Genomic DNA, 25,296 nt, shown 5'->3' with positions numbered 1-25,296 from the left:
CCACCGAGAAGAGTGAAGCGGTCGCCATGGAGGATCGGGAGCTCGGTCTCCGCTCACCGGCGGACACCCGCAGTGCGTCGGCGGAGACGGCGATCGCCTGGACGGACCTGCTGCGCGAATGGTTCGTGTCCGTAGACATCCTTCCCTCCGACCGGGACTCGTGTCGCGGCCACGTCGAGCTCAAGAACCTCGGCCACCTGTCCGCGGCCGAGTTGAAGGCCAGTGGGCAGTCGGTGCTCCGGACGAACCGGATGGTTTCGGCTGAGTCGACCCAGCTGTTCCACGTCGGTCTGATCACGGGAGGCACCGCGCAGCTGACTCAGGACGGTCGGACCTGCCGGCTCACGAAGGGTGATTTCGCCGTGTACGAGACCGCACGTCCGTTCCGTTGGGACTTCCCAGGGGACTGGAACGTGATGGTCTTCACCTGGGATCGAAATCGAATCGAGTTGGCGGACGGCGAATCCGAGCGACTCACCGCGCGAACCATGCGCGGCGACTCGGGGCTGACCGGCCTGTTGTCGAGGACGCTGTCCGGCGTCGCATCGCAGGACGTCGACGTGTCCGCCCGGAACGCAATGCGGTTCGCCGACGAACTTGCCGCCCTCACCGTCACCGTCGGGCTCGAGCAGTGCACCGACACCGCGGAGCCGTCGCAGCCGGACTTGCTGCTGCGGATCCTCGAGTTCATCGAGGAGAACCTGGCGGATCCGCGACTGGGACCCCAGACGATCGCCGCCGAGTTCTACATCTCCACGCGCACCCTGCACCGACTGTTCGCGGGTGAAGGCCACACCGTCGCACAGTGGATCCGCGGGCGTCGGCTGGAGCGGTGCCGGCAGGCACTGATCGCGCGTCCGAAGGCGACGATCTCGGAGATCATCTCCCGGTTCGGGTTCGCCGACCTGGCGGCGTTCAGCCGGGCCTTCACCGTCCGTTACGGCATGAGTCCCACCGCGTTCCGCGCTGTCGCCGCGTGAACCGTTGGATCCTCACCCCGCGTACAGCGACTCGATCTCGCGCGCGTACTTGGCGTCGATGGGTTTGCGCCGCAGCTTCATCGTCGGGGTGAACTCGTCGCCGCCGGGCTCCCAGATCGTCGGTAGCAGGGTGTATTTCTTGATCTGCTCGACGCGGGAGAGCAGTGCGTTGGCTGCCGCGATCGCGCGGTCGATCTCTGTGCGTACCAATGGGTTCGACGCGAGATCTCCGGGAGAGCCGTCCTCGATGCCGTTGCGGGTCGCGAAGGCGGCCGCGGCGTCGGGGTCCAGCGTCAGCAGGGCGACGACGTAGGGGCGGTCGTTGCCGATCACCGCCGCGCCGCCGATCAGCGGGCTGGCCGCGCGGATGGTGCCCTCGATGTTCGACGGCGACATGTTCTTGCCCGCCGCGTTGATGATCAGTTCCTTCTTCCGGTCCACGATCCGGACGTAGCCGTCCTCGTCGATAGTCGCGATGTCGCCGGTATGCAGCCAACCATCTGCATCGATGGCCGCGGCCGTCTTCGCCGGGTCGCCCCGGTAGCCCTTCATCACCAGTGGACCGGAGACCAGGAGTTCGCCGTCTTCGGCGAGCCGAAGCTTCGAGCCGGGGACCGCCTGCCCTACGGTGCCGATCCGGATGGCTCCCGGGCGGTTGACGGTCACGATGCAGGTCAGCTCGGACATGCCCCACGACTCGCTGCACGGGATACCGAGTCCGAGTACGAACTCGAGGACGTCAGGCGAGATGGCCGCCGCTCCGGACACGGCCCAACGCACCTGGTCCATTCCGATCTTCCTACGGATGGGGCGCAGCACGAGCCGGTCCGCGAACTGGTGCTGCAGCGCCAGGCTCCGCGGCACCGACCTGCCGTCCGACTCCAGGCGGGCCCTTGTCCTGCCGACCCCGATCGCCCACTGAGCGAGCCGCTTCTTGACCGGGCTCGACTCCTCGGCGAGCGCCAGTTCGATCGCAGCCTTGATCTTGTACCAGACATGCGGCACTGCGAAGAAGGCCGTCGGCCGGACCTCGGGCAACACGGTGACCGCCTGCTTGATATCCGCCAGGGTGATGACCTGCACGCCGTTGGTGATGGAGACGTAGTGAGTACCGAAACGGTTGGCCATATGCGCGTCCGGCAGGAAGGAGACTATGCGGTCCTCGGGTCCGATGGGTAGTACGCGACTCGCCGCGTCGATCCCTGCGAGCAGGTTCGCGTGTGTCAACTCCACGCCCTTCGGCGGCCCAGTGGTGCCGGAGGTGTAGACGAGGGTGAGCACGTCGGAAGGTTCGACGGCGCGCCATGAGGCCTCGAAGTCGAAGTCCCGCTCGCCGACCGACTCGAGCCCCTCCAAGCTGGTGGTGCCCCCGGGCGCGCCGTCCACGCAGATGATCCGTTTGACGGCGGTGCCTTCGGCTGCTCTCCGTACGACGGGCAGGAACTGGTCCTCGCAGAACATGATTCGGTTTCCGGCATTGGTGAGCACGTAGTTCAGCTGCTCGGGGGCGAGCGTGTTGTACACCGAGAACGGGGTCGCGCCCGCGTGCAGCGCGCCGGTGTCGGCCAGATGGAACTCGGGCCGGTTGGTGAGCATGATGCCGACGGTGTCACCGTGGCGGACACCGAGTTTCGCCAGGCCGGCGGCGATCCGGCGGACCCGCTGTGCGTACTCGCGCCAGGTGACGACGACGGTGTCGCCGGGGGTGCGGAGCGCCACGGCGTCCGGGTGGATTGCGGCGGTGCGCTGGAAGGCCTCGCAGAGAGTCCGGGGGGCGGTGCTCGCGTTCATTGTGGCCCTCCCTGCTCCACGCCTGCCCTCAGGCCCGGTACAGCCGCCGGATCAGCTTGCGCGCCCGGTCGCCGTAGGGTGGGTAGGCGAAGCGGGGATCGGGTCGGAACGGCTTGACCAGCACGGCCTTCCGGTGGCTGAGCTCTTCGAAGCCCCACCGGCCGTGGTACCGCCCCATGCCGCTGGAGCCGACGCCGCCGAGCGGGAGCTGGGGTGCGACGACGTGGTAGGCGAGATGATTGACCACCGCTGCGCCGGAGCTGATCTCGGAGAGGAACCGGCGGCGCGTCCGCGGCGACTTCGTGAAGATGTAGGAGGCGAGCGGCTTCGGTCGTGCCTTCACGAAATCGATGGCCTCGTCCAACGAGTCGACGGCGAGCACCGGCAGGATCGGCCCGAAGATCTCCTCCCGCATGATCGGTTCGTCGGGGCTCGGGTCCACCAGCACGGTCGGCTCGACGGTCAGTGTCGCCCGATCGCAACCGCCGCCGTACGCAACCCTCGCCCTGGTGCCGGCGAGGTACCCGGCCAGTCGGTCGAACTGGCGTTTGTTGACGATGCGCAGGCCCCGCGGTGATCCCTCCGAACGGAACTCTTCGAGGCTGTGGACCAGGTGCTGTACCAGCTCGTCCCGGACGGTACGCGCCGCCAAGACGTAGTCGGCCTCGAGGCAGGCTTGCCCGGAGGCGAAAACCTTGGTCCAGGCGATGCGGCGGGCGGCGACGGCGAGGTCCGCGTCGTCCATGACGATCACCGGATCCTTGCCGCCGAGTTCGAGGGTCACCGGCGTCAGGTGCGGCGCGGCCCCGGCGAGGATCTTGCGGGCGATCTCGGTGCCGCCGGTGAAGACCGCGTGATCGAATCCCTGTGCGAGCAGGGCTTGGGTGGTCCGACCGTCGCCCTCGACCACCGCGACGGCCTTGGGATCGACGTACTCGGGGAGCATGCGGGCCAGCAATCGCGACGATGCGGGGACGAGTTCGGATGGCTTGACCACCACACAGTTCCCCGCCGACACGGCATTGATCAGCGGTCCCAGCGTGACCAGCACCGGGACATTCCAGGCGCCGATGACGAGCACCACGCCGAGCGGTTCGTACTGCACCCATCCCAACGCCGGCATCTGATTCAGCGGCAGCAGTTGCGGTCGGTTGCGCATCCATCGTCGCAGGTGTTTACGAGCATGCCTGGCCTCGATTTTCAGGTCGAGAATGTCGGTCATCCAGGACTCGAAGGGATCGCGACCCAGATCCTCGGCGAGGGCGCGGGTGATCTCGTCCTCGCGCTCGTCCAGCATTCGTTCGATGCCGCGCAGTTGCTCGATCCGCCACCGCGCGGTTCTGGTGCGTCCGCTCGCGTGGATATCTCGTAGCCCGGCAACGACGCCGGTGATTGCGTCAGTGGTATCCGAATCGATTGCGCGGGTCTCTACCTCGTCGGTGGTCATGACGCCTCAGCTCCATCGTGCGGTGGCACAGCTGTATCGGTGCGGCCGACGCGCGACGGGGGTCGGCCGTTTCACTGGGTGCGGTATCGCCCCATATGTCTCTGATCAACAGTGGTCGCTGATCGAGTGACCGTCAAGACCCCGAGCTCAGTCGTTGTGCTTGCGATCTGCGTGCCCGAGATCCCGGTCCGGAACGACCGCGTCACGCACCAATTTCTTGAGTGTCACGATGTCGGGAAACCCGCTGTCGCGCTTGCGATCCCATACCAGTGTCTCGCCTGCGGTGACTTGGAAGATCCCGCCGGTACCGGGAATCATTGCCACCTCGCCCAGTTCGGTGCCGAAGGTGTTCAACAGTTCCTGCGCCATCCACCCGGCCCGGAGCAGCCAGTTGCATTGAGTGCAGTATGTGATGGTGACGCGGGGCGCGGCGGTCGTCATGACTCCAGGATCGCAGATTCCCGCCGAGCGCCCTGCCACTCGACGATCGGCCGGCCCGCGACGAGGTGCTCGTCCACGAACCGTTCGACACGGTCGGCGCACATCTCGCCGTACCAGGTGTTGTCGGGGTACACCGCGACAACGGGTGCCTGAGAGCACGGGAACATGCATCCGGTCTGGGTGACGAGGACGTCGTCGTCACCCAGACCGCGCGTTTCGAGCGTCGAGTCCAGGGCCGCTGCGGTTTCCGGGCCGCCGCGCGCCGAGCACCGCGGACCCCGGCACACCAGGACGTGCCGTGCGAAGCCGGGCACCTCGTCCCAGGCGGGGGAGGTCAGGGGAGCGGTGGTGGTCCGCGCGGGCGCGGTCGACCCGGTGATCGCGGCGCCGAGCATGTCGGCGTAGCCGGCCGAGTCGCTCAGCGGGCCGGCGATTCGCACGTCCGGGGTCGGCGTCCCGGACCGCTCCCGCAGCCAGTGTCCGATCACCCGGCGGAACCACGCATCGATCTTGCGGTCGAGGACCGTCTGCGCGCTCACCACGACGACCTCGGCTGCGCCCGCGGCGGCGGCTTCGTCCAGGACCACGGCGATCGTCGGACCGGATCCGCCGAGGACCGCGGTGCGGAACTCGATGTCGGGGTGGCGCTCCCGAAGCACCTCGAGGGCGCCGCCGAGTCGATCGCGGGGATCGTCACCGCGGTCGGTGGGCGCGGTGACGATCGCCCATCGAGTGGGTCGGATCATGTTCATGGCGAAGACCTTTCGACATCCATGGCGGCGCTGCACAGCACCACCATGGGGCGCCCGGTGCGGGGATGGGGCTGCACGATCGCGTCGAGTCCGTAGACGTCCGCGAGTAGTTCCTCGGTGAGCACGACCTCGGGCGCGCCCTCGGTGACGACGGTGCCTCCGCTGAGCACCACGAGGTGGTCGCAGTACATCGCCGCCAGGTTCAGGTCGTGCATGGCGGCCACGGTCGTGAGGCCGCGGCGGCGAATCAGATCGAGCAGTTCGAGCGACGCGGAGACGTCGAGGTGGTTGGTCGGCTCGTCCAGCAGCAACACGCAGGGGCGCTGCGCAAACGCCCGGGCGAGCTGCGTCTTCTGTTTCTCGCCACCGGACAGGCTGTGCCACAACCGGTGTCGCAGCTCCGAGATTCCCGCCATGGCGAGGCTCTCGGTGATCACGTCGGCCATGCCCACGGCGGCCGGCCGGGCCCAGCCGCCCCGGTGCGGAATCACGCCGAGCTCGACGATCTGCTCCACCGTCAGCTCGAGTTCGGTCGCGGAATGCTGTTCCACCAGTGCGACCGTCCGCGCGAACTCGCGCCGGTTCATCGCCTTCACAGGCTGCCCGTCGATCGTGATCTGCCCGCGGGAGGGGCGGGTGAGTCGGGCGATCGCCGACAGCAGCGACGTCTTGCCGGAACCGTTCGGGCCGATCAGCCCGGTGACCTGTCCCGCCGGCGCACGACACGTCACGGCGTCGAGGATCGTCGTGCCGTCCAGCGACCACGTGACGTCGTCGACGCGGAACTCCGGCGAGTGGTGGGTCATGCCTGCGCTCCTCGTCGGCGGAGCAGCCACACGAACGCCGGGACTCCCACGACGGCGGTGACGACGCTGATCGGCAATTCGCGTCCCGGTAGTACGGTGCGGGCCGCGATGTCGGCCCACACCAGCAGCAGTGCGCCCAGGAGGGCCACGGCGGGAAGCAGGCGGGCGTGCAGCGGTCCGACGAGCATGCGGGCCGCATGCGGCACGACGAGCCCGACGAAGCCTATGATCCCGGCCTGCGCGACGAGCGCCGCCGTGCACAGCGACGCGGTCGCGTACAGCACCCAGCGGGAGCGTTCGACGTCGGTGCCGAGGCTCGCGGCGGCCCGTTCACCGAACGCGAACGAGTCCAGCACCCGGCTGTGGGCGAGCATGACGGTCGTGGTCAGTGCGAGGACGATCAGAATGCTGATCAGGCCCGACCACCGCACGCCGGCCACCGAGCCCAGGGTCCAGTCCAGCACCCGGCGCGCCGCGTCCCGGTCTCCGAGCATCACCAGGGCCGACGTCAAGGCTGCCGTGAGTTGCCCCACCGCGATTCCGGCGAGGACGAGGCGATTGGGCATCAGCGCACCGGACCGGGACGTCGCGATGGCGAACACCAGCAGCAGGCTTCCGAGTGCGCCGACGAACGCGGTGGACGAGACGGCGCCGAAACCCAACGCGCCCACGGCTGTCGCGCCGGTGGTGAGGGACAGGACCGCGCCGAGCGACGCGCCCCCGGACATGCCGAGCAGGTATGGATCGGCCAGCTGGTTTCCGGTCAGCGATTGCAGCACGGCGCCGCAGAGCGCGAGGCCGGCGCCGATCGCCGCGGCCGCCAGCACCCGCGGCATCCGCAGATCGACGACGATGTGCGTGGTGAGCAGGTCGGTGCCGTCGCCGATCCCGAGTCGACCGCCGATCGCCTGCAGCACGGTGCCGATCGACAGATCGGCCGCACCGATCGCGACGCCGGCCGCGCAACTCACCAGGAGCAGCGCGACCAGCACCGCCGACCAGCCGGCCGCGGGCATCGCAGCAACCCGGGCCGGCACCCGGGTCGTCACGCTCATGCCCGTTCGCCGCCTAGTTGCCCGGCCACCAGGCTCGCGCCTTCGATCAGCCGCGGGCCGGGGGTGGTCGTCGAGAACGGCACCACGACGAAGGCGTTGTCACGCACGGCCTTCAGATCCTTCAGTGCCGGATCGTTGCGGAGGTACTCCTTCTTCGCCTCGGCCGTGTCCCACGAGGCGTCGGCCAGGACGATGACGTCCGGGTTCGCCTTCAGCACCGTCTCCCAGCTGCCGTCGGCCCACGCGCCGTTGATGCCGGCGAAGATGTTGGAGCCGCCGACCGCGTCGATGATCAGCTGGGGTCCGCCGGCGTTGCCCCCGACGTACGGCGTGGTGGTCTTGCTGTCGTACCAGAAGATGGTCCTGCCCTTCGCCGGGGCAGCGGCCTCGACGCCCGCGAGGGTCTCGCGCATCTGGGCGGCCTGGGACTGCGCCTCGGCCTCGTGGCCGAACAGGGTGCCGTAGTCGGTGATCTCGGTAGCGATCGAATCCCACGCGACGGGCGGCCGCTTCGACTTGTCCTTGCAGCCGAACGGGGAGACGTAGGTGGCGATGCCGAGTTCGTCGAACGACTCCTGCGAGCCGACGCCCTTGTCGCCGAACGCGCTCGAGTACGACGCCAGTACCAGGTCCGGCTTGGTCTCGAGCAGTGCCTCGCGGCTGGGGTAGCTCTTCTCGTCGAGCACCGGGACCTGCGCGTACGCGGCCTGCCACTGCGGCGCGACGACGTCGTCGAGGTATGCGGTGCCGACCATCCGGTCCTGCGCGCCGATCGACAGCGCCGACTCGGTGGCACCCTGATTGAGGGTGACGCCGCGCTCGGCGGGCCCGGGCATGGTGACGGTGCGACCGCAGTTCTGCAGGGAGATCGACGCGGCGGCGGCGTCCGAGTTCGACGATCCGCCGCAGGCGGACAGGGTGAGAGCAGAGGCGATCGTGATCGCCGTGGCCGCGACGATCCGCGGCGTGACGTGGGTGCGCAAAGCGACCCGCCTTCCATGACTCGTGGAAAACGTGCAGGTTTGCGTCACGGCCGGTCTCCTGGCTCGGCAGGGATGACCGCCGACTACGCCTTCCCGGATGCATGCGCATCCAGTGGCTGGGGTCGAACCCCGAGTAGTCGACGTACCTGCCCACAGTGGCGAGTACCGCGCCGGCTTCTACCGGACTTCCCGAACACCGTGACGACAACGTGAAGAATAGACGACCCCGGTCCGCGCCCCCGTCCGCCTTGTCCGCTTCCGACGGCCCGGAGTGTCCATTCGAGGGTTCAGTACGTGGACGGTTTCGGCGTCTTCGGCATCAGCGCCGACGACAGCGTCAGCAGCACGGCCACACCGAGGACACCGAGGAAGACGAGGTGGATCGCGCCGGCGAGATCGGTCGGATTCGGTTCGGCGACGTCGCCGACACGCGAGTTGACGAGGGCGCCGAACACCGCGACACCGACGGCGCTGCCGATCGAGCGGGCGAACATGTTGGTCGACGTCACCACCCCGCGTTCGCTCCAGTCGACGCTGGACTGTGCCGCGATCAGTGTCGGCGTGGCGATCAGGCCCAGGCCCGACCCGATGACGAAGGCGACGGCTCCGACGTGCCACACCGCGGACGCGGACGACAGCAGCGTCAGCAGCACCGACCCGGCGAGCACCAGGGCGCTGCCGATCAACGGGGTGGTGCGGAAACCGACGCGCAGGTACAAACGTCCGGCCTGCGACGCGGCGAGCGGCCAGCCGATGCTGAGCACCGCCAGCGCGAAGCCCGCGACCAGTGCGCCCGTGCCGAGCGCCCCCTGCACGAAGGTCGGCACGTAGGACGTCAGGCCCGTCACGATCGCGCCGACCGCCATCGACGCCAGGCTGCTCGCGACCAGGACCCGGCGGGTGAGCATGTGCAGCGGCAGGATCGGATCCGCGGCGCGGCGCTCGACGAGGACGAACGCGATCAGGAGAGCGGTGCCGGCCACGAAGACACCGATGCCGGCCGGGGACACCCACGCCCACGCCTGGCCGCCCTCGAGCAGTCCGAGGATCACCAGCGTCGCGCCCGTCGTGAGCAGGACCGCGCCCGCGTAGTCGGTGCGCGGCCGGGTGCCGGTGTTCGTTCGCTTCGTCGTGTTCTCGGTGAACTTGCGCTGCAGCATCCACGCCGCGAGCACACACAGCGGAAGGTTGACCAGGAAGATCCACCGCCACGACAGGTACTCGGAGAACACCCCGCCGAGCGTCGGACCCAGCACCGCCGACATGGCCCACACACTGGCGATGTACGCCTGCACCTTGGCGCGTTCGGCCACGGTGTAGATGTCGCCGGCGATCGTCATGCTCATCGGCTGCACCGCGCCGGCGCCCAGGCCCTGGATCGCCCGGAACACGATGAGCGCGGGCATGCTCCACGCGACGCCGCACAGCAGCGACCCGACCGCGAACAGCGCGATGCCCAGGTGCATGACCGGCTTGCGCCCGAACATGTCGGCGAGCTTGCCGTAGATCGGCACCGACACGGCCTGCGCCAGCAGATAGATCGAGAACAGCCACGGGAACTGGGTGAAGCCGCCCAGGTCGCCGACGATCGTGAGCACCGCGGTCGCGATGATCGTGCTGTCGAGCGCGACCAGGGACGTGCTGAGCATCAGGGACAGCAGGATCGGGCCGCGCTCCGAACGCAGTCCTACCGATGCCCTGGCTGCGACGGTCGTGCCGGTCGCCATCCACCCTCCCGCCGATCGATCGCTAGCTCTGAACAAGGCTAACTATCCCCGGCCGTCGCGGCGTCCCCGCCACACCGGGAGAGGCCTGTCGTGGGGCCGACCACGGGGTGCGTCGATTCGCAGGACCGATAGGGTAGCCACGTGCGTCCTTCACTCGAGTCCTACTCCCACCTGGCCGGCGGCAAGGTCCGCGATCTGTACACGATCGACGACGAGCACCTGCTGCTGGTCGCGAGTGACCGGATCTCGGCCTACGACCACGTGCTCTCGACGCCCATCCCGGACAAGGGCCGGGTGCTCACCGCGATGAGCGTGTTCTTCTTCGAGAAGCTCGGCGGCACCAACCACCTCGCGGGCGATCCGCTCGACGAGCGCATCCCCGAGGAGGTCCTCGGACGCGCGCTGGTGGTCCGCAAGCTGAACATGCTCCCGGTCGAGTGCGTGGCCCGCGGCTACCTGACGGGCTCGGGGCTGCTGGACTACCAGGCCACCGGCGCGGTGTGCGGTGTCGAACTCCCCGAGGGTCTGGTCGAGGCCAGCCAGCTGCCCGAGCCGATCTTCACCCCGGCCAGCAAGGCGGAGCTCGGTGATCACGACGAGAACATCGACTTCCAGGCCGTCGTCGACAAGGTCGGCCAGGACCTCGCCGTCAAGCTGCGGGACGACACGCTCGACATCTACTTCCGGGCCGCCAGCTTCGCCCGGGATCGCGGGATCATCCTCGCCGACACCAAGTTCGAGTTCGGACTCGACGCCGACGGCAACCTGGTCCTGGCCGACGAGGTGCTGACGCCGGACTCGTCGCGGTACTGGCCGGACGAGGGCTACGAGCCCGGCAAGGTGCAGCCGAGCTTCGACAAGCAGTTCGTGCGCAACTGGCTCACCAGCCCCGCATCCGGGTGGGACCGTGCGTCGGACACCCCGCCCCCGCCGCTGCCGCAGGACATCGTCGATGCCACTCGCGCCCGGTACATCGAAGCGTACGAGCGCATCTCGGGCCTGTCGTTCGAGGATTGGGTGGGCTGAGATGAGCGCGTCGACTCCGCCGGTCGCCAAGCGGGTGCCGTTCGAGCGCACCCATCACGGGGACACGTTCGTCGACCACTACGAGTGGTTGCGGGACAAGGAGGACCCGGAGGTCATCGAGTACCTCGAGGCGGAGAACGCATACACCGCGCAACAACTCGAGCACCTGGAGCCGTTGCGCGAGAAGGTCTTCCAGGAGATCAAGTCGCGCACGCAGGAAACCGACATGTCGGTGCCGACGCGTCTCGGCCAGTGGTGGTACTACTCCCGTACGGTCGAGGGCAAGCAGTACGGCGTCCACTGCAGGTGCCCGATCGCCGGACAGGACGACTGGACCCCGCCCGAGCTGTCCGCCGACACGGCGATCGACGGCGAACAGGTCCTCCTCGACGGCAACGCCGAGGCCGAGGGGCACGAGTTCTTCTCGCTCGGCGCGTTCTCGGTGAGTCACGACGGCACGCTGCTCGCGTACGCGGTGGACGTGATCGGCGACGAGCGGTACACGCTGCGGTTCAAGAACCTCGTCACCGGTGAGATGCTCGCCGACGAGATCCCGAACACCGCGCCGGGTGCGACGTGGGCCATCGACCACCAGCACGTCTTCTACCTGACGGTGGACGAGTCGTGGCGACCGGACACGGTGTGGCGGCACAAGCTCGGCACCCGACCGGACCAGGACGTGCGGGTCTTCCACGAGCCGGACGAGCGCTACTGGGTGTCGGTCGGATCCACCCGCAGCGAGAAGTACCTGATGATCTGGCTCGGATCGAAGGTCACCACCGAGGGCTGGATCCTCGAGTCCGCGAACCCCGAGGGCGACTTCCGGGTGATCCTGCCGCGACGCGAGGGCGTCGAGTACGCGGCCGAGCACGCCGTGATCGCGGGCGAGGACCGGTTCCTCATCCTGCACAACGACGTCGTCGACGGACGGAAGGCCGAGAACTTCGTCCTGGCGCAGGCTCCGGTCGCGGATCCGAACGCGATGGAGATCCTCGTTCCGCACCGCCACGACGTGCGGCTCGAGGACATCGACACGTTCGCCGACCACCTGGTCCTCAGCTACCGCCGCGACGTGCTGACGCGGGTGGCCATCTGGCCGCTCACTCCCGAGGGCTACGGCGAGCTCACCGAGATGGAGTTCGCCGAGGAACTGTTCTCGGTCGGTCTCGGTTCCAACCCGGAGTGGGAGCAGCCGACGCTGCGGATCGGCTACACGTCGTTCATCACCCCGTCGCGGGTGTACGACTACCAGCTGGCGACCGGTGAACTGGTCCTGCGCAAGTCGCAGCCGGTCCTGGGCGGGTTCGATCCCGCCGACTACGAGCAGCACCGCGAGTGGGCCATCGCCGACGACGGCACCCGCATCCCGCTGTCGGTGGTGCGGCGCAAGGGAATCGGCGGAGATCCGGCACCCACGCTGCTGTACGGATACGGTTCCTACGAGGCCAGCATGGACCCGGCATTCTCGGTGGCGCGGCTGTCGCTGCTCGATCGCGGCATGGTCTTCGCGGTCGCGCACGTGCGCGGCGGCGGCGAGATGGGGCGGCACTGGTACGAGAACGGCAAGACGCTCACCAAGAAGAACACCTTCACCGACTTCGTCGCGTGCGCCCGTCATCTCATCGACGAGGGGCGCACCACGTCGGAGCAGTTGGTCGCCGACGGCGGCAGCGCGGGTGGTCTGCTGGTGGGCGCGGTTGCGAACCTCGCCCCGGAACTGTTCGCCGGGATCCTCGCGAACGTGCCGTTCGTCGACCCGCTCACGTCGATCCTGGATCCCTCGCTGCCGCTCACGGTGATCGAGTGGGACGAGTGGGGCAACCCGCTCGAGGACCCGAACGTGTACGCGTACATGCGGTCCTACAGCCCCTACGAGAACGTCGAGGCCAAGGACTACCCGGCGATCCTGGCGATCACGAGCATCAACGACACCCGGGTGCTGTATGTCGAACCGGCGAAATGGGTTGCGGCGCTGCGGTCCACGAAGACCGGCGGTGCTCCGCTCCTGCTCAAGACCGAGATGAGCGCCGGGCACGGCGGCGTCAGCGGACGCTACGAGAAGTGGAAGGAAGTCGCGTTCGAGTACGCATGGGTGCTCGAGACCGCGGGCGCTTCCTGATCGGCTGACACCGACGTTCCGGCGGTGCCCCCACACGGGCGGCACCGCCGGAACGCGTCGTCAGCTGTTGGCGGACACGCTCGCATCCACCGTGTGCGGGGCGGTGGTGCGCAGTCTGTTCAGGGTCTCCTTCGACAGGAAGACCGCGAGGGCCGACACTGCGATGAGCGCGACGAAGTACCACGCGATGTTGTCGGTGCCGCCGCCGTTGTCGAGGCGGTACAGCCAGTTGGCAAGGAGCGGTGCGGTTCCGGCGCCGAGGACCGAGCCGAGCTGGAAGGTCAGCGAGACGCCCGTGTAGCGATCCCGGGTCTCGAACTTCTCCGCGAGGAACGCGCCGATCGGGCCGTACATCGACGCCTGGATGATCGGGTTGCCCACCAGGAAGCCGAGTGCGACCAGCCAGTAGCTGTCGGAGTTGAACAGCGCGAACATCGGGAAGACGAGGGCGACGGAAATCGCCGCGCCGGCGAGCATGACCCGTCGGCGTCCGAACCGGTCGGAGAGCGCCGCGAAGAACGGAATCGCGAAGATGTGCAGCACGCTCGAGAAGGTCAGCATGTAGAGCGCGTCCTGGCGGGGAACCGTGCCCTGGGCGGCGATGTAGGGAACCATCCACACCGCGAGGAGCGCCTGCATGAACAGCGGTCCCGCGGCGGCGAGAATGCCGTACACGGTGGAACGGGGGTACTTCTTCAGCACACGGAGAATCGGTGTGCCGGTGCGTACCTCGCCGGCCGCCTGCGCCTTCGCGAAGTCGGGGGATTCCGTGACGCGGTAGCGCAGGAACAGACCCACGATCACGAGCACCGCGGAGAGCAGGAACGGCACGCGCCATCCCCAGCTGAGGAAGGCGTCGTCGGGGAGACCGGAGAAGAGGGCGAGAACCAAGGTCGCGAGGACGGATCCGGTGGGCCCGCCGGTGACCGCGATCGATGCGGCGAACCCGCGACGTTCCTCGTTCACGTGCTCGGCCGCCATCAGGGTGGCTCCCGCCCACTCACCGCCGACGGCCAGGCCTTGGACGATGCGAAGCGCGACGAGGATCAGCGGTGCCGCCACACCGATCGTCGCGTAGGTCGGCATCAGGCCGATGGCGACGGACACCAGACCCATCATCAACAACGTGATGACCAGGATGTTCTTGCGGCCGTACTTGTCGCCGAAGTGGCCGAAGAGGATGCCGCCGATCGGCCTCGAGATGTATCCGGCGAGCAGGATGACGAACGACAGGGTGGAGCCCAGGCCGGGGTCCATCGTGTCCGGGAAGAACAACTTCGGGAAGACCAAGCCTGCCGCGGCGCCGTAGAGCAAGAAGTCGTAGTACTCGACTGTGGATCCCAGGAAACTGGAGATCAGAGCTCGGCGTGAGTCCACCGGAGAGGGATCCGGGTGCGTCGTGTTCAGGGGTTGCATTGCGCTCCTTCAGTCGGCGACCACGTCAGTCGCCGACTGAAAGAGTTGATTGTGCCGTGCATCACATCAATCCGGCGTTCCGTACGACGGCACGGTCCGCGTGGGCGGTCGACACGGCGGGCGCTTCTGAGCGACGCCTGCCGCAGACGGTCAGCGCGACGAGGAGGCCGCCCAGCTGTAGCGCACCTGGGGGCGTCCCGTCCGCCCGTACTGGGTCCGTCGTTCCAGCACGCCGTCGTCGGCGAGGCGTTCCAGGTAGCGCCACGCCGTCACCCGGGACACCCCGGCCGCGGTCGCGACTTCGGCCGCCGTCAACGGTCCGTCGGCGTCACGCACACACGCTCCGATCAGGTCCGCGGTCTGCGGGGCAACACCTTTCGGAGTGGTGGCGCGCTGGTCGGCGCTGCGCAGCACCGCCATCGCCCGATCGATGTCGCGCTGGCTCGCTGCGGTTCCGCCCGCGGGGAGCGCGGCCCGGAACTCGCGGAAGTGCTCGAGCTTGTCGCGCAGTGCCGCGAACGTGAACGGCTTGAGTAGATACAGCACGACCCCGCGCGTCACCGCGGTCCGCACGACGTCGAGGTCGCGGGCCGACGTGACGGCGATGATCCCGGGGCTCGGGCGCAGGCCGCTCAGTGCCCCCGCGAGATCGAGTCCGCTCGCGTCGGGGAGACCGATGTCGAGCAGGACCAGGTCGATCGGCTCGTCGGAGGTCGCGGCCTCGGCCACGGCACGCATCCCGTCGCCGGCGGTGTGTACCACCGCGTGGACCGAGAAGCCCTCGACGCGTTCGACATACGAGCGGTGCGCCTCGGCGATCAACGGTTCGTCCTCGACGATCAGCACGCGGATCATCGGTCACCGTCCTTCCCGCTTTCGTCCGGCCGCGTCGCCGTCGGCAGTGGAATCTCGATCACCAGCATGCCCGCCAGCGAGGGCTCGGTGCGCAGTCGGCCGCCGTGCCGGGCCACCACCTGGGCCACCAGCGCCAGACCGAGGCCGCGTTGGCGCGCCGGCCGCCCGTCCACCTGTTTGGTCGAGTAGCCGCGGGTCGTCGCCTGCACGAGCGTCTCGGGATCCATGCCGGGTCCGCTGTCGGCGACGCGGATGACGAGCGTCGAATCCTCCTCCGCCACGGTCACTTCCACCCAAGGGCTGTCGTCGTCCGACACCCGCGCCGCCTCGATCGCGTTGTCGATCAGATTCCCCACCACGGTCACGAGTTCGAGCGGGCTCAGCGCGCGGGTCGGGCCGAGTGCGGTGTCCTCGGTGACCGTCAGCTCGACGCCCTGCTGCGCCGCCTCCGTCACCTTGCCCAGCAACAGTGCCGCGAGCGCCGGCTCGTGCACGGCGGCGGTGAGACGGTCGATCAGCTGCTGCGACGTCGCCAGTTCGGCCGTGGTGAACGCGACCGCCTCGTCGCTGCGGCCCAGCTCGACCATCGTCACGATCGTGTGCAGACGGTTCGCGTATTCGTGGGCCTGCGCGCGCAACGACTCGGCGACGCTGCGGGCGGAATCGAGTTCGCCCAGTGCGCTCTGCAGCTCGGTGTGGTCGCGCAGCGTCACGACCGTGCCGATGCGTCGGGCCTCCCACAACACGGGTGCGCGTCCCACGAGCAGCACCCGGTCCGCCGTCAGGTGCACCTCGTCCTGTTCCTCGTCGGCGTCCGGACCGATCCGGCGCAGGGTCTCGGGCAGCTGTTCCGGGGTGATCGGGCCGTCCGGCAGCCACAACAGGCGGCGGGCCTCGTCGTTCACCACATCCACCCGGGCCCGGCCGTCCCGGTCCCGGCCGAACACGATCAGGCCCTCGGAGATCGAGCGCAGCACCGCGTCGTGGTGCTCGTAGAGGCGGCGCAGCTGATCGGGGTCCAGGCCCAGCGTCTGGCGCCGCAGTCGGTTGCTCACCAGGACCGAGCCGATCGAGGCGATCCCGACCGCGATCGCGAAGATCCCGATCATCGGCGGCAGCCCCTTCGTGAACTGCTCGCCGATGCGTTCACGGGTCACCCCGACCGCCACCAGACCGAGCAGTTGCCCGTTGTCCCGCACCGGCGTGACCGCCCGGATCGACGGACCGAGCGAACCCGAGTACGACTCGGTGAACGTCTCGCCCGCCAGCGCCCGCTCGATGTGCCCCTCGAAGGGCATCCCGATCAGTGTCGGATCGGGATGCGTGTACCGCGTCCGATCGGGTGCCATCACGACGATGAAGTCGGTACCCGTCGCCAGCCGGATCCGTTCGACCTCCGGCTGCAGGGCCGCGGTGGGATCGGGCGACCGCAGCGCCGCGATCGTCGAACCGGACAGCGCCAGGGTCTCTGCGATGCCGGTCACTTCCCGCCGGGTCGCGTCGTCGGAGTCACGACGCTCGTCGAGGAGCGTCAGCGCGGCGATCGCCGTCACAACCAGCGTCAACACCACCAACTGGAGAATCAGCAGTTGCCGCGCGACGCTCAACGGTTTGCGGGACACGGCCCGGGCCACGTCAGTCCTCCCGTGAAACTTATGAACACAAACTTCTCCGGTGCCTGGATCGGTACCAGCATTCTCCCGGGCGGTACGACGTGATCGCAGTCACTCGACGATCACGCACACCACCTCCGAGAAATCCCCCGATCCAGAGGACACCTCATGAGCACGAGTGCAACAGGGACGCTGGGCGCGGCGCAACCTGCCCAGCCCGGGAAACCGCGGGACAAGACGCACTGGCTGTATGTCGGCGTCATCATCGCCGTCGTCGCCGGCGTACTGGTCGGGTGGCTCGCGCCGGAGGCCGGTAAGTCGCTCGGCGTGCTCGGCACCATGTTCGTGGACCTGATCAAGATGATGATCAGCCCCGTCATCTTCTGCACCATCGTCCTCGGCATCGGATCGGTGCGCGCGGCCGCGAGCGTCGGCAAGGTCGGCGGGCTCGCACTCGCCTACTTCATCGGCATGTCGACAGTCGCCCTCGGCATCGGTCTCGTCGTCGGCAACCTCCTCGATCCCGGCAGCGGCCTGCATATCACCGCCGACACCGCGAGCACCGGTGCGGCCCTGGCGGACAAGGCTCACGCCGCGGGCGGCACGATGGACTTCATCGCGTCGATCATCCCCACCACGATGCTGTCGTCGCTCACCTCGGGCAGTGTTCTGCAGACCCTGTTCATCGCGCTGCTCGTCGGATTCGGCGTCCAAGCCATGGGTAAGCAGGGCGAGCCGATCCTGCGCGGCGTCGGTCACGTGCAGAAGCTCGTGTTCAAGGTCCTCTCGATGATCCTGTGGCTGGCACCGATCGGCGCGTTCGGCGCGATCGCCAACGTCGTCGGGCAGACCGGGCTCGGCGCCGTCGTCCAGCTCGGCGCGCTGATGCTCGGCTTCTACCTGACCTGCCTGATCTTCGTGTTCGGCGTGCTCGGAAGCATCCTGCGCGCGGTCGCCGGGGTCTCGATCTTCAAGCTCGTGCGCTACCTGGCCCGCGAATACCTGCTGATCTTCGCGACGTCGTCGTCCGAGTCGGCCCTGCCGCGGCTCATCGCGAAGATGGAGCACATCGGCGTCGAGCGCACCACCGTCGGCGTCGTCGTGCCCACCGGCTACTCGTTCAACCTCGACGGCACCGCGATCTACCTGACGATGGCGTCGATCTTCATCGCCGACGCGATGGGGCAGCCGCTGTCGCTGACCGAGCAGGCGTCGCTGCTGGTCTTCATGATCATCGCGTCGAAGGGCGCGGCGGGTGTCAGCGGCGCGGGTCTCGCGACGCTCGCGGGCGGTCTGCAGAGCCACCGGCCCGAACTGCTCGACGGCGTCGGCCTGATCGTCGGTATCGACCGTTTCATGTCCGAGGCGCGTGCCGTCACCAACTTTTCCGGCAACGCCGTCGCGACCCTGCTGGTCGGCACGTGGACGAAGACCGTCGACACCGACCGGGTCCGCACCGTTCTCGCCGGTGAACTGCCGTTCGACGAGTCGACCATGGTCGACGATCACGACGCACCGAGCGAGGCGTCGGACACACCGGTGCCCGCGAAGACCGCCGAGCGAGAGTTGGTGGAGGCCTGATGTTCGTGGGACGGATGGCATTTCCGACGCATGGGGCCCGCGCATGGGACAAGCACGAGTCCGAGGGCTTGGCTAGGTTGGTGCGCATGACGACTCCGCTGCAAGACATCACGATCAACACCCTCGGCGGCGTGCCGACGAGCCTGGGCGAGTACGGCGGCCGCGCAGTCCTCGTGGTGAACGTGGCCTCGAAGTGCGGCCTGACGCCGCAGTACACGGCCCTCGAGAAGCTGGCCTCCGAGTACGCCGAGCGCGGTCTGAGCGTCATCGGCATCCCGTGCAACCAGTTCATGGGCCAGGAGCCGGGCACGCCGGAGGAGATCCAGACCTTCTGCTCCACCACCTACGGCGTCACCTTCCCGCTGACGGAGAAGATCGAGGTCAACGGCGAGAACCGGCATCCGCTGTACGCCGAGCTCACCCAGGCCACCGACGCCGACGGCACCGCGGGCGACATCCAGTGGAACTTCGAGAAGTTCCTCATCGCCCCCGACGGCACCGTCGCCAACCGCTTCCGTCCGCGCACCGAGCCCGACGCTCCCGAGGTCATCGCGGCGATCGAGGCCGTGCTGCCCCGCTAGGTCTGTCCCCCTCAGGGCACCATCCGACGGCGCCCGCACGAGCATTCGTCCACCGAATGTGTGTGCGGGCGCTGTCTGCTGTTCACCTGCGGCTGCCACCCTCGAAGCCATGACCGGACAGGTGATCGTGTCGGTGTCGGGGATCAGAGACGAGACGGTCCAGGTGGTCGCGGATTTCGCGACCGAGATGGACCGCAGATCCGTCCCGTTGTCGCTGCTGGTCGCCCCGCGACTCAAGGACAAGTACAGGTTGGTGGCCGACACCGTCACGCAGGACTGGCTGCGCGAGCGACGCGACCGCGGCGATGCGATCGTCCTGCACGGCTACGACCAGGCCGCCACCAAGCGCCGCCGCGCCGAGTTCGCGGTGTTGCCCGAACACGAGGCCCGGCTGCGCCTGCTGGCCGCCGACCGCGTGCTCGAGGAGGTGGGCCTGCGGACGCGACTGTTCGCGGCGCCCCGCTGGGTCGCGTCCCCGGGCGCCGTCTCGGTGCTGCCGAGCAGCGGGTTCCGGCTGCTCGCCGGCATGACCGCGATCCGCGATCTGGCCCACGGCACCAGCGTGCGCAGCCATGTCCTCGGACTCGGCGACGGCTTCCGCGCCGAACCGTGGCGGTGCCGGTCGCTGGTGCTCGGCGCATCCCGCGGCGCCCGGCGCGGGCGCCTGGTGCGCCTGGCGATCTCCGCCAAGCAGCTCGGCCGGACCGGGCCCCGCCAGGCGCTGCTCGACGCCGTCGACCTCACGCTGCACCACGGGGCGCAGCCGGCCGTCTACCGCTGGCCGCTCCAGGAGGGTGTCCGCGAGGTGGCGTGACAGCAGGTGTCCGTTCAGGACACCTCGACGCTCGACTCCTCGGGCAGCACGCGGAATTCCGTTCCGCCCGGGCCCATTTCGGTGAGCCGACCGTAGTAGATGCCGCGGGCCTCCTTCGCGACGATGCCCTGGTGGATCGGCACCGCGACCCGCGGGTGCACCGCGCGCAGGTAGTCGACGGACTCGGAGATCTTCATCCACGGGGCGGCGGCCGGGATCGCCAGGACGTCGACCTTCTGCTCCGGGACGAACAGCGAGTCGCCCGGGTGCATCAGCTTGGCCGGGTTCTCGGCGTCGCCGAGCAGGTACGCGGTGTTGTCGATCAGCGGGATCTCCGGGTGGATCACCGCGTGCGTGCCACCGGTGCCGGTCACCTGGACCTCGCCGACGTTGAAGACGTCGCCGGGGTACACCGCGGTCCACGCCTCGCCGAGCAGCGCCGTCGTCTGCGGATCCGCGTAGAGGTCGGCGCCCGGGTTGGCCTCCACGAGCGCGGGCAGGCGGGCGGGGTCCGCATGGTCCGGGTGCTGGTGGGTGATCAGGATGGCGTCGAGCCCGGTGATTCCCTCGAATCCGTGCGAAAAGTTACCGGGATCGAACAGGATCTTTGCTCCGTCGAGTTCCACCAGGACACAGGAATGGCCGAAGTGCGTGAGTCGCATGATCCGAGTATGCGGGATCACACCTGTGGGTGGGGGTGACGCCGGAGGTTCACTCGGTGCGGGAGCGGACCGGGCTGCCCGGTAAACTCCTGCATGCCCGGTGCGATCCCGGGCGGAAACCAGCCATAGCGAGGAGCAGCACGTGGCCCGTGTCGTTGTCGATGTCATGCCCAAGGCCGAAATTCTCGACCCGCAGGGGCAGGCCATTGTCGGGGCCCTGTCCCGACTCGGTCATGCCGGTGTGTCGGATGTTCGTCAGGGTAAGCGTTTCGAGCTCGAGGTCGACGACAACGTCAGCGACGACGAGCTCGCGACGATCGCCGAGTCGCTGCTGGCGAACACGGTGATCGAGGACTGGAAGGTCACGCGAGTCCAGTGAGCGCGCGCATCGGAGTCATCACGTTCCCGGGCACGCTCGACGACGTCGACGCCGCCCGCGCCGTCCGCCTCGCCGGTGGCGAGGCCGTGAGCCTGTGGCACGGCGACGCCGACCTCAAGGGTGTCGACGCGGTCATCGTTCCCGGCGGCTTCTCGTACGGCGACTACCTGCGCTGCGGCGCCATCGCGCGCTTCGCGCCCGTCATGGGTGAGGTCGTCAAGGCCGCCGAGGGCGGCATGCCGGTGCTCGGCATCTGCAACGGCTTCCAGGTGCTGTGCGAGGCCGGCCTGCTGCCGGGCGCGCTGACCCGCAACCAGGGCCTGCACTTCATCTGCCGCGACCAGTGGCTCAAGGTCGAGTCCAACAGCACGGCGTGGTCGTCGCGCTACGAGGCGGGCGCCGAGATCCTGGTCCCGCTCAAGTCCGGTGAGGGCCGCTACCAGGCGTCCGAGCAGGTGCTCGACGAGCTCGAGGGCGAGGGCCGTGTGGTGTTCCGCTACGCCGGCGACAACCCGAACGGCTCGCAGCGCGGCATCGCCGGCGTCGCGTCGGCCAACGGTCGCGTCGTGGGCCTCATGCCGCACCCCGAGCACGCCACCGAGGCGCTGACCGGCCCGAGCGATGACGGACTCGGCATGTTCTACTCCGTCCTCGAGAGTGTCCTGACGGCCTGATCCGTCGGCACCCGCCGAGACCTGAAGGGACCCTCCGGTCGCTGTGAGCGACCGGAGGGTCCCTTCGTCTGTGCGGAAGTGGGTACGAGAACCCCGCGTGTTCGCTAGCGTCCCGCGCATGATCACCACCGTCGTCTGGGGCACCGGCAACGTCGGCCGCGCGGCGATCCGCGCGGTGCACGCGAATCCCCGCCTCGAACTGTCCGCGGTCCTGGTCCACGACCCCGCGAAGGTCGGCCGGGACGCGGGCGACCTGGGTGACGTCGGCGCAGACCTCGGGGTCGCCGCGACCGACGACATCGACGCCGTCCTCGCCACCCGCCCCGGCGCGGTCGTGTACGCGGCGTCCGGCGACATCCGGCCCGACGACGCCCTCGTCGACATCGTGAAGATCCTGCGCACAGGGGCCGTCGTGGTGACGCCGTCGGTGTACGCGTTGTACGACCACCGCAGCGCCCCGCCCGACATCCGCGAACCGATCGTCGACGCGATCAGGGCCGCCGGCGGGTCCCTGTTCGTGTCTGGCGTCGATCCGGGCTGGGGCAACGACATCCTGCCGTTGCTGCTCAGCGGTCTGGGGTCCGTCGTGGACGTCCTCCGCTGTCAGGAGATCTTCGACTACTCCACGTACGACCAACCCGATTCGGTGCGCTACCTCGTCGGCATGGGGCAGCCGATGGACTACGAGCCACCGATGATCGCGCCGACCGTGCCGACGATGGTGTGGGGCGGGCAGATTCGGCTGATGGCGCGCGCGCTCGGCGTCGACCTCGACGAGATCCGCGAGACCGTGCAGCGCCGTCCCCTCGACGCGGACGTCACCACCGCCACGATGGGCGAGTTCGCAGCCGGGACGCAGGGCGCGCTGCGGTTCGAGGTGCAGGGCATCGTCGGGGGAGTGCCGCGGATCGTCGTCGAACACGTCACCCGGATCCATCCGTCGTGTGCCACCGACTGGCCCATGCCACCTGACGGCGGCGCCGGGGCGCACCGCGTGATCGTCGAGGGCCGCCCGCGAATCGAGGTCTCGGTGGAGGCCACCGACGAGGGCGGCAGCCGGGCCGCGGGCGGCAATGCGACCGCCGTCGGACGTTTGGTCAATGCGATCGACTGGCTCGTCGACGCCGAACCGGGACTGTACGACGCCCTCGACGTGCCGCTACGGCCCTCACCGGCACTGGGATTTTCGGCGACAGACACGGCAGCGGCGGGCACACTGGGGACAACCGGAAGGATCCAGCAATGAGAATCGACATCCCCGAGGGCAAGGACCCCGTCGGCTACGTGTGGGGCGAACTGGTGCCCGCCATCGGCATCCCGGCGTCCAAGCTGTCGCTGGCGGTCTACTCCGAGTCCACGCTGGGGCTGCGCGAGTTCGAGGCCGCACGGCTGCGTATCGCCCAGATCAACGGTTGCATCGTGTGCATGGACTGGCGCACCGAGCGCGACGGCGAGAAGGTCGAGGACGCGTTCTTCGAGGCCGTCGAGAGCTGGCGAACCACAGACGCTTTCGACGACCGGACCCGTCTGGCCGCCGAGTACGCGGAGCGGTACGCGCTGGATCACCACAATCTGGACGACGAGTTCTGGACGCGGATGACCGAGCACTACAGCCAGCGCGAGATCGTCGAGCTGAGCATGTGCATCGGGTCGTGGATCGCCTCCGGGCGTCTCAACCACGTGCTCGGTCTCGACTCGGTGTGTATGCTGCCCGTGCTGCCGGAACGCTGACGTTTGTCGGACCCCCGCGTTAGCGTCCTGCCATGGCACTCACACTCGGCATGATCACGATCGACTCGACCGACCCCGGCCCGCTCGCGAAGTGGTGGGCCGATCTGACCGGCGGCACGATCGAGCAGGAGAACGACGGCTGGTTCTACATGGTCGCGGTCGCCGGCTGGGCGCACAAACTCGGCTTCCAGAAGGTGGACGACCCGGCGCCCGGCAAGAACCGCCAGCACATGGACCTGTCGTCGCCTGACCTCGACGCCGAGGTCGAGCGGGTGCTGGCGGCAGGTGCCACCGAGGTGCACCGCGAGAACATGGACGGCTTCCGCTGGGTGGTGTTCGCCGACCCGCAGGGCAACCAGTTCTGCATCTCCGGAGCGCACTGAGTCCGGTACTGCATGATTGTCGTATGCCATCGATGACGCAGGCCGACGCCCAGGGATTGTGTTCGTTCGTCGACGCCTCGCCGTCGCCGTTCCACGTGTGCGCGACGGTCGCGGCCGAGCTGGCCGAGAACGGATTCACCGAGCTGCGGGAGACCGACGCGTGGCCGTCGGCGCCCGGCCGGTACTACCTGATCCGGGGTGGATCGCTGATCGCGTGGAGCACCGAGGGGCCGGCGGGGGACGGTCCCTCGGCACCGTTCCGGATCGTCGGCGGCCACACCGACAGCCCCAACCTGCGCGTCAAGCAGCACCCCGATCTGGTGTCGGCCGGCTGGCAGCTCGTCGGTCTGGAACCGTACGGCGGCGCGTGGCTCAACTCGTGGCTCGACCGCGACCTCGGCATCTCCGGGCGGCTCAGCGTCCGCTCCGGTGACGCGGTCGAGGAGGTGCTGGTGCGGGTCGATCGCCCGATCCTGCGGGTGCCGCAGCTGGCGATCCACCTGTCCGAGGACCGCAAGGGCGTCCAGTTGGACCCGCAGCGGCACGTCAACGCCGTGTGGGGGAGCGGTGGCGAGCCGCGCTCGTTCATCGGGTTCCTCGCCGGCGAGGCAGGCGTGGACGCGGGCTCGGTGCTCGGGTGGGAGCTGATGACGCACGACCTGGCGCCGTCCGCCGTTGTCGGTGTGGACTCGTCGCTGGTGAGCGCCCCGCGCCTCGACAACCTGGGCACCTGCTACGCCGGCACCCAGGCGCTGCTCGCGGCCGTCGCCGAACCGGGCGACGGCACGCCGGTGCTCGCGCTGTTCGACCACGAGGAGGTCGGCAGCATGTCCGACCGCGGCGCCTTCTCGGACCTGCTCAACTCGGTCCTCGAACGCATCGTGCTGCTGCGCGGCGGCGGGCGCGAGGACTTCCTGCGGGCGATGTCCGGCTCGGTGTGCGCGTCGGGCGACATGGCGCACGCCACCCACCCGAACTACCCCGACCGCCACGAACCGGCGCACCGCATCGAGATCAACGGCGGCCCGGTGCTCAAGGTCAACCAGAATCTGCGGTACGCATCCGACGCCACGGGCGCCGCGGAATTCGCGCTGGCCTGCGACCGTGCCGGGGTTCCGCTGCAGCGGTACATGCATCGCGCCGACCTGCCGTGCGGGTCGACGATCGGGCCGATCACCGCGTCCCGGACCGGCCTGTCGACCGTCGACGTCGGGGCCCCGCAGCTGGCCATGCACTCGGCGCGAGAGCTGATGGGTGCGAAGGATGTCCGAATGTACGCCGACGCACTCGCGGCCTTCCTCACGCCGGTTCGGTAGTTGGGACCATTTTCCCCGTTTTCCTGCGGAATTGGACGCTGGTCCAGTAGAAATGGCGACGGTTGTACTCGTGTCGACCCGTACGGGTGGACCAGGGTTGCGCCTGAGCCGACTGTGGGGAGTTCGGCACACGGCGGCGGCCCTTCACGGACCGAATGGAGAAC

24 protein-coding genes and 1 riboswitch are annotated in these 25,296 nt (G+C 68.8%); of the genes, 12 read left to right on the top strand and 12 right to left on the bottom strand.

Annotated elements, in window-relative coordinates; genetic code table 11:
• The first annotated feature begins 26 nt into the window (after positions 1-26).
• A complete protein-coding gene (locus ABI214_RS09645; protein ID WP_348609327.1) occupies positions 27-980 on the top strand; it encodes a helix-turn-helix domain-containing protein in 954 nt (317 codons plus the stop codon).
• Between the two features lie 12 nt (positions 981-992).
• Here ABI214_RS09645 and ABI214_RS09640 read toward each other — a convergent pair whose 3' ends face one another.
• The 8 genes from ABI214_RS09640 to ABI214_RS09605 form a co-directional block, all read right to left on the bottom strand.
• Positions 993-2,771 (bottom strand): AMP-binding protein, encoded by a 1,779-nt coding sequence (locus ABI214_RS09640; RefSeq protein WP_348609324.1) that lies wholly within the window; start codon positions 2,769-2,771, stop codon positions 993-995.
• Positions 2,772-2,799: 28 nt separating this feature from the next.
• The gene (locus ABI214_RS09635; protein WP_348609321.1) at positions 2,800-4,218 is read right to left on the bottom strand and encodes an aldehyde dehydrogenase family protein; all 1,419 of its coding nucleotides are present in this window, start codon (positions 4,216-4,218) and stop codon (positions 2,800-2,802) included.
• A 147-nt stretch (positions 4,219-4,365) separates the two neighbouring features.
• Positions 4,366-4,659 (bottom strand): SelT/SelW/SelH family protein, encoded by a 294-nt coding sequence (locus ABI214_RS09630; RefSeq protein ID WP_348609319.1) that lies wholly within the window; start codon positions 4,657-4,659, stop codon positions 4,366-4,368.
• Positions 4,656-5,411 carry a (2Fe-2S) ferredoxin domain-containing protein gene (locus tag ABI214_RS09625; protein WP_348609316.1) on the bottom strand — a complete coding sequence of 252 codons (756 nt, stop codon included), beginning with the start codon at positions 5,409-5,411 and terminating at the stop codon, positions 4,656-4,658. The genes ABI214_RS09630 and ABI214_RS09625 overlap by 4 nt, the downstream gene beginning before the upstream one ends.
• A complete protein-coding gene (locus ABI214_RS09620) occupies positions 5,408-6,217 on the bottom strand; it encodes an ABC transporter ATP-binding protein (protein ID WP_348609313.1) in 810 nt (269 codons plus the stop codon). Before ABI214_RS09620 ends, ABI214_RS09625 begins: the two co-directional genes overlap by 4 nt.
• Positions 6,214-7,272, bottom strand: coding sequence for a FecCD family ABC transporter permease (locus ABI214_RS09615; protein ID WP_348609310.1), 1,059 nt, complete (start codon positions 7,270-7,272; stop codon positions 6,214-6,216). The genes ABI214_RS09620 and ABI214_RS09615 overlap by 4 nt, the downstream gene beginning before the upstream one ends.
• Positions 7,269-8,255, bottom strand: coding sequence for an ABC transporter substrate-binding protein (locus ABI214_RS09610; RefSeq protein WP_348609307.1), 987 nt, complete (start codon positions 8,253-8,255; stop codon positions 7,269-7,271). Before ABI214_RS09610 ends, ABI214_RS09615 begins: the two co-directional genes overlap by 4 nt.
• A 31-nt stretch (positions 8,256-8,286) precedes the next feature.
• Positions 8,287-8,471, bottom strand: a riboswitch (cobalamin riboswitch).
• A 71-nt stretch (positions 8,472-8,542) separates the two neighbouring features.
• Entirely contained in the window at positions 8,543-9,982 is a 1,440-nt protein-coding gene (locus tag ABI214_RS09605; protein ID WP_348609303.1) for an MDR family MFS transporter, read from the bottom strand.
• Between the two features lie 141 nt (positions 9,983-10,123).
• Here ABI214_RS09605 and ABI214_RS09600 point away from each other — a divergent pair, with 141 nt between their 5' ends.
• Together ABI214_RS09600 and ABI214_RS09595 are read left to right on the top strand one after the other, a co-directional pair.
• Entirely contained in the window at positions 10,124-11,008 is an 885-nt protein-coding gene (locus tag ABI214_RS09600; protein WP_348609300.1) for a phosphoribosylaminoimidazolesuccinocarboxamide synthase, read from the top strand.
• Position 11,009: 1 nt separating this feature from the next.
• Positions 11,010-13,127: a S9 family peptidase gene (locus ABI214_RS09595; RefSeq protein ID WP_348609297.1), complete on the top strand. Its 2,118-nt coding sequence runs from the start codon at positions 11,010-11,012 to the stop codon at positions 13,125-13,127.
• A 60-nt stretch (positions 13,128-13,187) separates the two neighbouring features.
• On the opposite strand, the gene ABI214_RS09590 is transcribed toward ABI214_RS09595, so the two are convergent.
• The 3 genes from ABI214_RS09590 to ABI214_RS09580 all read right to left on the bottom strand — a co-directional run bounded on the left by ABI214_RS09590 (position 13,188) and on the right by ABI214_RS09580 (position 17,032).
• Positions 13,188-14,543 carry an MFS transporter gene (locus ABI214_RS09590; protein WP_348609294.1) on the bottom strand — a complete coding sequence of 452 codons (1,356 nt, stop codon included), beginning with the start codon at positions 14,541-14,543 and terminating at the stop codon, positions 13,188-13,190.
• Positions 14,544-14,693: 150 nt separating this feature from the next.
• On the bottom strand, positions 14,694-15,398 hold the full coding sequence (locus ABI214_RS09585) for a response regulator (protein ID WP_348609291.1): 705 nt from the start codon (positions 15,396-15,398) through the stop codon (positions 14,694-14,696).
• Complete coding sequence (locus tag ABI214_RS09580) at positions 15,395-17,032, bottom strand: sensor histidine kinase (RefSeq protein WP_348609287.1); 1,638 nt, start codon at positions 17,030-17,032, stop codon at positions 15,395-15,397. Before ABI214_RS09580 ends, ABI214_RS09585 begins: the two co-directional genes overlap by 4 nt.
• Positions 17,033-17,179: 147 nt before the next feature.
• Between ABI214_RS09580 and ABI214_RS09575 the strand changes: the two genes are divergently transcribed.
• The 3 genes from ABI214_RS09575 (at position 17,180) to ABI214_RS09565 (ending at position 19,987) form a co-directional block, all read left to right on the top strand.
• Positions 17,180-18,592 carry a cation:dicarboxylate symporter family transporter gene (locus tag ABI214_RS09575; protein WP_348609284.1) on the top strand — a complete coding sequence of 471 codons (1,413 nt, stop codon included), beginning with the start codon at positions 17,180-17,182 and terminating at the stop codon, positions 18,590-18,592.
• Between the two features lie 86 nt (positions 18,593-18,678).
• Positions 18,679-19,173: a glutathione peroxidase gene (locus ABI214_RS09570; protein WP_348609281.1), complete on the top strand. Its 495-nt coding sequence runs from the start codon at positions 18,679-18,681 to the stop codon at positions 19,171-19,173.
• 109 nt (positions 19,174-19,282) lie between these two features.
• Positions 19,283-19,987 (top strand): DUF2334 domain-containing protein, encoded by a 705-nt coding sequence (locus ABI214_RS09565; RefSeq protein WP_348609278.1) that lies wholly within the window; start codon positions 19,283-19,285, stop codon positions 19,985-19,987.
• A gap of 14 nt (positions 19,988-20,001) precedes the next feature.
• Here the strand turns inward: ABI214_RS09565 and ABI214_RS09560 are convergent, their stop codons facing one another.
• Positions 20,002-20,649 (bottom strand): MBL fold metallo-hydrolase, encoded by a 648-nt coding sequence (locus ABI214_RS09560; RefSeq protein WP_348609275.1) that lies wholly within the window; start codon positions 20,647-20,649, stop codon positions 20,002-20,004.
• 142 nt (positions 20,650-20,791) lie between these two features.
• Here ABI214_RS09560 and purS point away from each other — a divergent pair, with 142 nt between their 5' ends.
• The 6 genes from purS to ABI214_RS09530 all read left to right on the top strand — a co-directional run bounded on the left by purS (position 20,792) and on the right by ABI214_RS09530 (position 25,132).
• Complete coding sequence (gene purS, locus ABI214_RS09555) at positions 20,792-21,028, top strand: phosphoribosylformylglycinamidine synthase subunit PurS (protein WP_280760017.1); 237 nt, start codon at positions 20,792-20,794, stop codon at positions 21,026-21,028.
• A complete protein-coding gene (gene purQ, locus ABI214_RS09550) occupies positions 21,025-21,702 on the top strand; it encodes a phosphoribosylformylglycinamidine synthase subunit PurQ (RefSeq protein WP_348609271.1) in 678 nt (225 codons plus the stop codon). Before purS ends, purQ begins: the two co-directional genes overlap by 4 nt.
• A gap of 118 nt (positions 21,703-21,820) precedes the next feature.
• Positions 21,821-22,948: an NAD(P)H-dependent amine dehydrogenase family protein gene (locus ABI214_RS09545; protein WP_348609268.1), complete on the top strand. Its 1,128-nt coding sequence runs from the start codon at positions 21,821-21,823 to the stop codon at positions 22,946-22,948.
• The gene (locus ABI214_RS09540) at positions 22,945-23,433 is read left to right on the top strand and encodes a carboxymuconolactone decarboxylase family protein (RefSeq protein WP_348609265.1); all 489 of its coding nucleotides are present in this window, start codon (positions 22,945-22,947) and stop codon (positions 23,431-23,433) included. The genes ABI214_RS09545 and ABI214_RS09540 overlap by 4 nt, the downstream gene beginning before the upstream one ends.
• Positions 23,434-23,465: 32 nt before the next feature.
• The gene (locus tag ABI214_RS09535; RefSeq protein ID WP_348609262.1) at positions 23,466-23,816 is read left to right on the top strand and encodes a VOC family protein; all 351 of its coding nucleotides are present in this window, start codon (positions 23,466-23,468) and stop codon (positions 23,814-23,816) included.
• Positions 23,817-23,839: 23 nt separating this feature from the next.
• Entirely contained in the window at positions 23,840-25,132 is a 1,293-nt protein-coding gene (locus ABI214_RS09530; RefSeq protein WP_348609259.1) for a M18 family aminopeptidase, read from the top strand.
• Positions 25,133-25,296 lie beyond the last annotated feature (164 nt).

Source organism: Prescottella soli (genome assembly GCF_040024445.1).
Taxonomy (GTDB): Bacteria; Actinomycetota; Actinomycetes; order Mycobacteriales; family Mycobacteriaceae; genus Prescottella; species Prescottella soli.
Note: the sequence above shows the minus strand (reverse complement) of the source record. Positions and strands in the feature narration are given on the sequence as shown.